This window comes from Streptomyces sp. NPDC050704 (assembly GCF_040654355.1).
Taxonomy (GTDB): Bacteria; Actinomycetota; Actinomycetes; order Streptomycetales; family Streptomycetaceae; genus Streptomyces.
Window position 1 is genome coordinate 1 of sequence record NZ_JBFAHW010000206.1, and the last position, 10,165, is coordinate 10,165.

Sequence of the window (10,165 nt, forward strand, 5' to 3'; positions counted from 1 at the left end):
GCCCGTCCGGCGTTTGAGGACGAGGCCGTTCAGGCCGATCAGCGGGGGTCTGGGGGCGGAGCCCCCAGGGATGGGACGGGTAGGGGCGGCGGGGGCGAGGAACCCGGCCCGCACCCGCCGCGCATCGTGGCCGCATGCGGACTACCGCACCCCGCCCCGTGGTGGCACGCTGCCGTCTATGGGGGCATTGAGGCGTATACGGCGTCGGCCGGGCGGCGGGCGGCGGGTACCGGCGCTGGCCGGGCTCGGCGTCGTGGCCGTGTTCGGGGTGGCCGCGTGTGAGCCGGGGGACGGGCTGAGCACCGCGGCGGTGGCGATCACCACGGACCAGACGGGGACCCGCGAGTTGGAGCGGCAGGGCGTCGACGTGCAGTGGCTCAGCTGCACGGCCGCGTACGACGACGAGGTGACCGCCGGGAGCTCGCCGAGCGAGCAGAGCTCGGCGACCGTCGACTGCGTGGGGGAGGACAAGGACGGGCGGGACATCACCATCAAGGGCAAGGTCACGGAGGAGGTCGACGGGAACTGCGTGCGGGGCGACCTCACCGCCAAGGTGGGCGGCAAGGAGTGGTTCCGCGTGGACGTGCTCGGGAACTGCCGGGCCGATACGCCGACCACCGGGTCGCCGTCGACCCCGCCCGTCGACCACGAGACGACTCCGCCGCCGCACGAGCAGCCCGGACCGACCGTCACCGTCACCAGGACCGTCACCGAGTACCCGCATCCCACGTGCTCCTGCTTCCAGGGCAAGTGATCTACCAGGAGAAGTGATCGAAAGGCCTGGCCGCCGGGAGGGGCGCTGCATAGGGTGATCGGGTGACACAGCCTGCATCCGGTACATCTCCCACATATCTCCGCTACCCCCATCTGCACGGTGAGTTGATCGCCTTCACCGCCGAGGACGACGTCTGGGTCGCGCCGCTCGACGGCGGCCGCGCCTGGCGCGTCAGCTCCGACAACGTCCCGGTGAACCATCCGCGTATCTCCCCGGACGGGACGACCGTCGCCTGGACCTCCACCCGCGACGGGGCCCCCGAGGTGCATGTCGCCTCCGTCGACGGCGGCCGTACCAGGCGCCTGACGTACTGGGGGAGCTGGAAGACCCAGGTGCGCGGCTGGACCCCGGACGGACAGGTGCTCGCGCTCAGCACCCAGGGCCAGGCGAGCCTGCGCCGCAGCTGGGCCCGGGCCGTCCCGCTCGACGGCGGTCCGGCGACCACCCTTCCGTACGGGCCGGTCGGCGATGTGGCGTACGGGCCGGGGACGCTCCTGCTGTCCGCGCCCATGGGGCGTGAGGCCGCCTGGTGGAAGCGGTACCGGGGCGGCACGGCGGGCAAGCTGTGGATCGACCGGGATCGGGATCGGGATCAAGACGGGGGCGGGGGCGGGGGCGGGGGCGGCGAGTTCGTACGGCTGCACGCCGAGCTGGACGGGAACATCGAGTACCCGATGTGGGTGGGGGAGCGGATCGCCTTCCTCTCCGACCACGAGGGTGTGGGGGCCGTCTACTCCTCCCTCGCCGACGGGTCCGATCTGCGGCGGCACACGGGAGTTGAGGGCTTCTACGCCCGGCACGCGTCCACCGACGGCACGCGTGTCGTGTACTCGTCCGCCGGTGAGCTGTGGATTCTCGACGACCTCGACGGGGCCGAGCCGCGGCGGCTCGACGTCCGGCTCGGCGGGCAGCGCGTCGATCTGCAGCCGCATCCCGTGAACGCCGCCCGCTGGTTCGGAGCCGCCGCGCCCGACCACACCGGACGCGGCAGTGCGGTCTCCGTGCGCGGGGCCGTCCACTGGGTCACCCACCGCTCCGGGCCCACCCGTTCGCTCGCCGCCGAACAGGGCGTACGGGCCCGGCTGCCCCGCACCTTCCGCGTGGACGGCGAGGAGCACGTGGTGTGGGTCACGGACGCGGAGGGCGAGGACGCGCTGGAGTTCGCTCCGGCCACCGGAGTCGCGCCGGGAGCCACCCCGCGCAGGATCGCCGCCGGGCAGCTCGGGCGGGTGCTCGGCCTCGCCATGGCGCCCGACGGCAGCCGCGCCGCCGTCGCCACGCACGACGGGCGGGTGCTGTTCGTCGAGCGGGAGACCGGCGAGGTACGGGAGGTCGACCGCAGCGAGGACGGCGAGGTGTCCGGGCTCGTCTTCTCGCCCGACTCGGCCTGGCTCGCCTGGTCGCACCCCGGCCCGCGGCCGCTGCGCCAGCTGAAGCTCGCCAACGCCGCGGACCTGTCGGTGACCGAGGCGACGCCGCTGCGGTTCCGGGACTACGCGCCCGCGTTCACGCTCGACGGCAAGCACCTCGCGTTCCTGTCCGCGCGGTCCTTCGACCCCGTCTACGACGAGCACGTCTTCGACCTGGCCTTCGTCGGGGGTTCGCGGCCGCATCTCATCACCCTCGCCGCGACCACGCCCTCGCCCTTCGGACCGCAGCGGCACGGCCGTCCCTTCGAGGCGCCCGACAAGGACGAGACGCCCGACAGCGAGGGCTCGCCCGCCACCCGGATCGACCTCGACGGGCTCGGCGACCGCATCGTCCCGTTCCCGGTCGAGGCCGCCCGCTACACCGGGCTGAAGGCCGCCAAGGACGGGGTCCTGTGGCTGCGGCACCCGGTGCGCGGCGTGCTCGGCGCCTCCCGCGCGACCCCCGACGACCCGGACCCGAAGACCGACCTGGAGCGTTACGACCTCGTCCAGCAGCGCATCGAGCACCTCGCCTCGGACGCCGACGGCTTCATGGTCACCGGCGACGGCAAGCGGGTCCTGCTGTGGACCGACGGCAAACTCAAGGTCGTACCGAGCGACCGGCGCGCCTCGAACGACGAGGAGAGCGACACCAACATCACCGTCGACCTGTCGCGCATCCGCCAGAGCGTCGACCCGGCCGCCGAGTGGCGGCAGATGTACGACGAGACCGGCCGCCTGATGCGGGACAACTTCTGGCGGGCCGACCTGGGCGGAACGGACTGGGACGGGGTCCTCGACAGGTACCGGCCGATCCTGGAGCGGGTCGCCACCCACGACGACCTGGTGGACCTGCTCTGGGAGGTGCACGGCGAACTCGGTACCTCGCACGCGTACGTCATGCCGCGCGGCGGGTACGGCAGCGGGGAGCGGCAGGGGCTGCTCGGCGCCGACATCTCCCGTCACGAGGACGGCCCGCAGGGCACGGCGCAGTGGCGGATCGACCGCATCCTGCCCTCAGAGACCTCCGACCCCGACGCGCAGGCGCCGCTCGCCGCACCCGGCGTCGCGGTGCGCGCGGGCGACGCGATCGTGGCCGTCTCCGGGCGGCCCGTCGACCCGGTGACCGGGCCAGGACCGCTGCTCGTCGGCACGGCGGGCAAGCCCGTCGAACTGACCATCTCCCCGGCGGGCGGCGGCGATCCGCGGCACGCGGTGGTCGTGCCGATGTCCGACGAGGAGCCGTTGCGCTACCACGCGTGGGTCGTCGACCGGCGTGCCTACGTCCACGAGAAGTCCGGCGGCCGGCTCGGGTACCTGCACGTGCCCGACATGCAGGCGCCCGGCTGGGCCCAGATCCACCGCGACCTGCGCGTCGAGGTCGCCCGCGAGGGCCTCGTCGTGGACGTCCGGGAGAACCGCGGCGGCCACACCTCCCAGCTGGTCATCGAGAAACTCGCCCGGCGCATCGTCGGCTGGGACCTCGCCCGCGGCATGCGGCCCACCAGCTACCCGGAGGACGCGCCGCGCGGGCCCGTCGTCGCCGTCGCCAACGAGTTCTCCGGCTCCGACGGCGACATCGTCAACGCGGCCATCAAGGCGCTCGGCATCGGCCCTGTCGTCGGCACCCGCACCTGGGGCGGCGTCATCGGCATCGACAGCCGCTACCGGCTCGTCGACGGCACGCTCGTCACCCAGCCCAAGTACGCGTTCTGGCTGGAGGGTTACCAGTGGGGCGTGGAGAACCACGGCGTCGACCCGGACGTCGAGGTGGTCCAGGCCCCGCAGGACCACGCGGCCGGCCGCGACGTACAGCTCGACGAGGCGATCCGGATCGCGCTGGCCGCGCTGGCGGAGAACCCGGCGAAGACGCCTCCGGTCCTGCCGGACGCGGGCGGACAGGAGTAGCCGGCAGGGGCAGGGGCAGCCCGGGGTCACGTGTCGAGGTCTGTGCCCCGGCTCCCGGCGAGGTCCACGAGCCGCAGTTGTCCGTACCCGCGGTGGGCGACGGGCAGCCGGAAGCGGGCCTCGCCGACGGGCAGCACGATCGACGCGTCGACCAGCGCGTCGAGTTCGCCGGACCCGGTGAAGAGGACCTGTACGTGGTCCCGGGTGAACTCGCCGGAGAAACCCGACAGCCGCGCCCACAGGAGCTGCTGCCTTCGGTTGCACAGCCGGTGGCTCCATTCGACGGCCCGCAGCAGCGTGCGGTGCCTCGCGGGTTCGACCGGTCCGCCGGTGAGTACCGCGAGGTGGCCGCCGGGCGCCGAGAGGTGCAGGAACAGTTCGCTCAGGTCCATCCGGCGCAGGGCACGCGCGGCCAGCAGGGAGCTGAGCGGGTCCCCGTCGAGGCGCTGGGCGAGCAGGACGGCCGACGGGTTCGGCAGCGGTACGCCCTGCCCCGCGGCATGCTCCTGGAGCAGCCGCGCGCCCTGCTCCAGGTTCAACGGGCCCACCCGGACCAGCAGTTCACCCGGAACCGTGAGCGGCCTGCGGCTGGTGGCCAGAATCCGCAGCCGGGGGCAGGCGTCGTGCAGCCGGCCGACCAGGTAGGCGCAGCCGGTGCGTACGTGCTCGCAGGTGTCCAGGACGAGCAGCCCCTCCTGCCGGGAGAGGAGCCGCAGCAGACCGGGAAGGGGATCGCCGCCCGTGCCGGGAGCGACCCCCAGTGCCTCGGCGACGGCCTGCGGGACCCTCGCGGAGTCCTGGCAGGCGGACAGATCCACCCGGTGCACGGGCAGCCCGGCCGTCCGCGCCAGCCGGGTGGCCAGCCGGGACTTGCCGATCCCCGCGGGGCCGGTGAGGGTCAACATCCCGGCGGCGACGAGCTGTTCGGTGAGGGCGTCGGCGTCCGAGACACCGGTGACGGGCGCAGGCTCACCGGCGACGGAGTCCGGGCGGCCGGGGGTGACGGGGTCTGGGTCACTCGGGACGGCAGGGCCTGGGTCACTCGGATCGGACATGTGCCAAGCGTGGCCGCGGTGGTGTCTCCCGAACGAGGGCGGACGCGGAACATCGGTATGCCGGCGCCGGAAGATCCGTACGTCCGGCGCCGGATGCGTACACCTAGTGGCAGCCTGCGGGGGCCGGTCGCGCGCTACCTACGTACGGGTCCGGTCGTGTTCCGCGCGGACCAGCGCGGCGACCTCCCCGCGTGAGGCGACGCCCAGTTTCGCCAGGATGTGCTCGACGTGCGCGTCGGCGGTGCGTTTGGAGATGACCAGTTTCTCGGCGATCTGCCGGTTGGACAGGCCCTGGTGGACGAGGGCGGCGACCTCGCGTTCGCGGCGGGTGAGGGCGGCGAGGGTGGGTGCCCGGGGCGCGGGGGCCTCAGGGAGCGGGTCGGACGGCTCGTCGAGCGCGAGGGCCACCGCCCGGCGCAGATCCAGCAGCTCACCCTCGGCGTACAGGCGGGCGAACTCCGCCTCTCCCAGGGCCTCTTTCATCTGGGCCTGGAAGTTCGCGTGCACGGCGAGCAGCACCGGGGAGTTGACCAGGAGCGGACTGACCCCTCGCCTGATGCCCGCCGCCGCGCCCTCCAGCAGGGCCGCGTGCGCGTGTCGTCCTTGGGCGGCCGTGATCCAGGCCAGGCCCGGCAGGACGTTGCCGAGGCCGGTCAGATCCGGCAGCCGGGCCAGACACCGCACCGTGTGCCGTGCCTGATCGAGCGCGCCGTCCAGGTTTCCCGCCATGAGGCGCACGAGGCTGAGGAAGGCTCCGGTGATGCCGGTCGCCCAGGCCTCGCCGCGCGGGAGGGTGTCCAGGGCGCGCAGCAGCAGCGCCTCGGCGGCTGCCGCGTCGCCGAGGACGAAGTGCCGGTCACCCATGTTCCGGTAGAGACCGCCGAGGATGTAGGGATCCCCGAGCTCGCGCGCGACGGGTTCGAGTTCCTCGTCGACCCGTTGGGAGTCCTCGATGCGACCGAGGTGCGTATAGGTGGTGGAGAGATACACCATGCTCAGGCCCCAGCCGTACCGGTCCCCCGCCTCCGTGCAGTACTCGGCCGCCCGGACGAAGTCGGCGACCGCATCCTCCCCGTCACCGTGGAGGAACGAGCACATTCCGCGCAGGAACCCCAGCCTGCCGAGGTCGCCCGGGGTACCCGTCCCCGTGTTGCGCGCCCGGGCACTCCAGCGGAGCCCCTCGACCAGCCGGCCGCGGCCGATCCACAGCCCGCTGAGCGCCCCCGTGAGGGCGACCGCGCCCGCTTCCTCACCCGGTGTGGACAGCGACCACTCCATGGCCGTACGGAAGTTGTCGATCTCCCGGTCGAAGCGATGGGTCCAGTGCACCTGCTCGGGCCCGAACCAGGCGGCGTGGCCCTCCAGGGCGGTCCGCAGGCAGTGGTCCCGGTGGCGGCGGGCGAAGGACCGCGACTGCCCGGACTCGGCGAGCCGCTCGGCGCCGTACTCCCGGATGGTGTCGAGCATCCGGTAGCGGTCGTCCTCCTCGCCCTCGTCCCGGATCACGATCGACTTGTCGACGAGGCCGATGAGGTGGTCGACGATGTCGTACCCGTCCAGGTCGCCGTCCGCGCAGACCTGTTCGGCGGCCTCCAGGCCGAAGCCGCCGGCGAAGACCGAGAGCCGGGCCCACAGGGCCCGCTCCTGCGGGGTGCACAGGTCGTGGCTCCAGTCGATGGCGGTACGCAGCGTCTGGTGGCGGGGATGGGAGCCGCGGCCGCTGCCGAGCGCCCGGAAGCGGTCGTCGAGGCGGCGCAGCACCTGCTCCAGGGGCAGCGCCCGCAGCCGTACCGCGGCGAGTTCGAGAGCGAGCGGAATGCCGTCGAGGCGCAGGCACAGGGCGGTGACCTGCTCCCGGTTGTCGGCGGTGAGGGCGAATCCGGGCCGGGCGGCCGCGGCCCGCTCGGTGAACAGCCGGACCGCCTCCGCCTCTTCGAGCGGACTGATGGTCAGCGTGTGCTCGGCGGGCACGTCCAGCGTCTGCCTGCTGGTGAGCAGCAGCCGCAGCCCCGGACAGGAGCTCAGCAGGATCTCGGCGAACATCGCGCAGGAGTCGACGAGATGCTCACAGGTGTCCAGGATGAGCAGCGACTGCTCCTCGCGCAGGAACTCCACCACCATGTCGAGCGGGGCGTGCCCCGGCGCCTCGGCCAGTCCGAAGGCGGCCCCGACGGCATGGGGGAGCAACTCGCCGTCCTTCACCCCGGACAGCTCCACCATCCGTACGCCGTCCCGGAATCCCTCGGCGACCGCGGCCGCCGCCCGCACCGCGATCCGGGACTTGCCGACACCGCCGGGCCCGAGCAGGGTGACCATCCGGGCGCTGCCGAGCAGCGCCCGTACGCCGTCGACCTCGGCCTGCCTGCCGATGAAACTCGTTGCCTCGCTGGGTAGTTCGCCGCGGTGCCAGTTCCAGGGGATTCCCGCCATGGCGCTCCCGCCTCCGTCCACAGCCGTCGCCTCATCGTACGGAAGCGGACACGCAGAGTAAGGGAAATCGAGCAGATTCCCTCGCGCACCGGCTTCCGGGCGGCGGGCGGCGGGACCGATACGATGCCGACGTAACGATCAACCCGCAGCAGCACGATCAACCCGCATCAGGAGCACGTTCAACCCGTATGAGGAGGCCGCGCATGGCAGGGGAGCCGCAGGACGACTGCCTGTTCTGCAAGATCGTACGAGGCAAGATCCCGGCGACCGTCGTCCGGGAGACCGACACGACCGTCGCGTTCCGGGACATCAACCCCCAGGCGCCCACCCACGTCCTGGTGATTCCGAAGGCCCACCACCGGGACGCCGCCTCCCTCGCCATCGCCGAACCGGAGATCCTCGCCGACGTCGTGCGCGAGGCCGGCGAGGTCGCCGCCGAGGAGAAGCTCGACAGCTACCGCGTCGTCTTCAACACCGGCAGTGGCGCAGGCCAGACCGTCTTCCACGTGCACGCCCACGTCCTGGGCGGCCGTGGCATGCAGTGGCCGCCGGGGTAACCGACCTTGTCCGTACGTGAACTGGTGGTCCTCGGCACCGCCAGCCAGGTCCCGACCCGGCATCGCAACCACAACGGCTACCTGCTGCGCTGGGACGGCGAGGGCATCCTCTTCGACCCCGGCGAGGGCACCCAGCGGCAGATGCTGCGCGCCGGGGTCGCCGCGCACGACCTGAACCGCATCTGCGTCACGCACTTCCACGGCGACCACTCGCTCGGCCTCGCCGGGGTCATCCAGCGGATCAACCTCGACCGGGTCCCGCACGAGATCACCGCGCACTATCCGCGCTCCGGAAAGCGGTTCTTCGACCGGCTGCGGTACTCGACCGCCTACCGCGAGACGGTCGAGCTCACCGAGGCCCCGGTCGACGCCGACGGAGTGCTCGCGTCCTCGAAGACGTACACGCTGGACGCCCGCAAGCTCTCCCACCCCGTCGAGTCGTACGGCTACCGGCTCGTCGAGCCCGACGGGCGGCGCATGCTGCCGGAGCTGCTCGCCGCGCGGGGGATCAAGGGGCCGGACGTCGGGCGGATCCAGCGGGAGGGAGCGCTGGGGGACGTCGGGCTCGACGACGTCAGCGAGGTGCGGCGCGGGCAGCGGTTCGCGTTCGTCATGGACACCCGGCTGTGCGACGGCGTGTACGCGCTCGCCGAGGGCTGCGACATGCTCGTCATCGAGTCGACGTTCCTGGACGCGGACGTCCAACTCGCCATCGATCACGGTCACTTGACGGCCGGTCAGGCGGGGGCGGTGGCGCGCGACGCGGGCGTACGGCACCTGGTGCTCACCCACTTCAGCCAGCGGTACTCGGAGCCCGAGGAGTTCGAGCGGCAGGCGCGGGCCGCCGGGTTCGAGGGGGAGCTGACCGTGGCGCACGATCTGCTGCGGGTGCCGGTTCCGAAACGGGTGTGAGCTGACCGTACGATGCTTTGATGTCCCTCCCGAAAGCTGAACTGCACCTCCATATCGAAGGCACCCTGGAGCCCGAGCTGGCCTTCGAGCTGGCCGCGCGCAACGGTGTCGCACTGCCGTACGCGGACACGGACGAGCTCCGCGAGGCGTACCGCTTCGAGGATCTGCAGTCCTTCCTGAACCTGTACTACGAGCTCATGGCCGTGCTGCGGACCGAGTCCGACTTCGAGGAGCTCGCCGACGCGTATCTCGCGCGGGCCGCGGCGCAGGGGGTGCGGCATGCGGAGATCTTCTTCGATCCGCAGGCGCACATCTCCCGGGGCGTGGAGATGGGGACGGTGGTCGAAGGGCTCGGGCGGGCGCTCGACCGCGGCGAGGCCGTGCACGGCGTCTCGACCCGGCTGATCATGTGCTTCCTCCGGGACGAGTCCGCCGAGTCCGCGATGGAGACCCTGGAGGCCGCGAAGCCGTATCTCGGTGCCGGCCGGATCGTGGGGGTCGGGCTCGACTCCGCCGAGGTCGGGCATCCGCCGCGCAAGTTCCGTGAGGTGTATGAAGCCGCTGCCGCTATGGGGCTGCGGAGGGTTGCTCACGCGGGGGAGGAGGGGCCGCCCGCGTACATCGTCGAGGCGCTCGACGTGCTCGGGGTCGAGCGGATCGATCATGGGCTTCGGTGCATGGAGGATCCTGAGCTGGTGGCTCGGCTGGTGCGGGATCGGGTGCCGCTGACGTTGTGTCCGCTGTCCAATGTGCGGCTGCGGGCCGTTGACGTGCTGGCGGAGCATCCCTTGGTGGCGATGCTCGACGCCGGGTTGGTGTGCACGGTCAACTCCGATGATCCCGCGTACTTCGGTGGATACGCCGGGGACAACTTCGATGCCGTGCGGGAGGCGCTGGGGTTGTCGCGGGAGCGGTTGCGGGAGCTGGCGCGGAACTCGTTCGTCGCGGCGTTTCTCGATGATGACGAGGAGCGGCGGGCTCGGTATCTGGCTGAGGTGGAGGCGTACGAGTTCGGGGGGTAGGGGGCTTCTTTCGCCCCCGCCGCCCCTACCCGTCCCATCCCCGGGGGGGGGGCCCCCCCCCCCCCCCCCACCCCATATCTGGTGTGGTTGTGGGTTG

Annotated in this window: 7 protein-coding genes; 5 read left to right on the forward strand and 2 right to left on the reverse strand. The window is 72.4% G+C overall.

Annotated features, from left to right (window positions below; all coding sequences use genetic code 11):
• The first annotated feature begins 178 nt into the window (after nucleotides 1-178).
• Together AB0I18_RS50330 and AB0I18_RS50335 are read left to right on the forward strand one after the other, a co-directional pair.
• A complete protein-coding gene (locus AB0I18_RS50330) occupies nucleotides 179-754 on the forward strand; it encodes a hypothetical protein (RefSeq protein ID WP_363112583.1) in 576 nt (191 codons plus the stop codon).
• Between the two features lie 62 nt (nucleotides 755-816).
• Entirely contained in the window at nucleotides 817-4,092 is a 3,276-nt protein-coding gene (locus tag AB0I18_RS50335; protein WP_363112584.1) for a S41 family peptidase, read from the forward strand.
• Nucleotides 4,093-4,118: 26 nt separating this feature from the next.
• Here AB0I18_RS50335 and AB0I18_RS50340 read toward each other — a convergent pair whose 3' ends face one another.
• Both AB0I18_RS50340 and AB0I18_RS50345 read right to left on the reverse strand, forming a co-directional pair.
• Nucleotides 4,119-5,147 carry an AAA family ATPase gene (locus tag AB0I18_RS50340; protein WP_363112585.1) on the reverse strand — a complete coding sequence of 343 codons (1,029 nt, stop codon included), beginning with the start codon at nucleotides 5,145-5,147 and terminating at the stop codon, nucleotides 4,119-4,121.
• 138 nt (nucleotides 5,148-5,285) lie between these two features.
• Nucleotides 5,286-7,577, reverse strand: coding sequence for a LuxR C-terminal-related transcriptional regulator (locus AB0I18_RS50345; protein ID WP_363112586.1), 2,292 nt, complete (start codon nucleotides 7,575-7,577; stop codon nucleotides 5,286-5,288).
• Nucleotides 7,578-7,780: 203 nt separating this feature from the next.
• On the opposite strand from AB0I18_RS50345, the gene AB0I18_RS50350 reads away from it, so the two are divergent.
• From AB0I18_RS50350 to AB0I18_RS50360, 3 genes are read left to right on the forward strand one after another with little or no spacing between them, the layout of a single operon-like run.
• Entirely contained in the window at nucleotides 7,781-8,134 is a 354-nt protein-coding gene (locus tag AB0I18_RS50350; protein WP_363112587.1) for a histidine triad nucleotide-binding protein, read from the forward strand.
• A gap of 6 nt (nucleotides 8,135-8,140) precedes the next feature.
• Nucleotides 8,141-9,046 carry a ribonuclease Z gene (locus AB0I18_RS50355; RefSeq protein WP_363112588.1) on the forward strand — a complete coding sequence of 302 codons (906 nt, stop codon included), beginning with the start codon at nucleotides 8,141-8,143 and terminating at the stop codon, nucleotides 9,044-9,046.
• 20 nt (nucleotides 9,047-9,066) lie between these two features.
• Nucleotides 9,067-10,068 carry an adenosine deaminase gene (locus AB0I18_RS50360; RefSeq protein WP_363112589.1) on the forward strand — a complete coding sequence of 334 codons (1,002 nt, stop codon included), beginning with the start codon at nucleotides 9,067-9,069 and terminating at the stop codon, nucleotides 10,066-10,068.
• The last annotated feature ends 97 nt before the right edge of the window (nucleotides 10,069-10,165 follow it).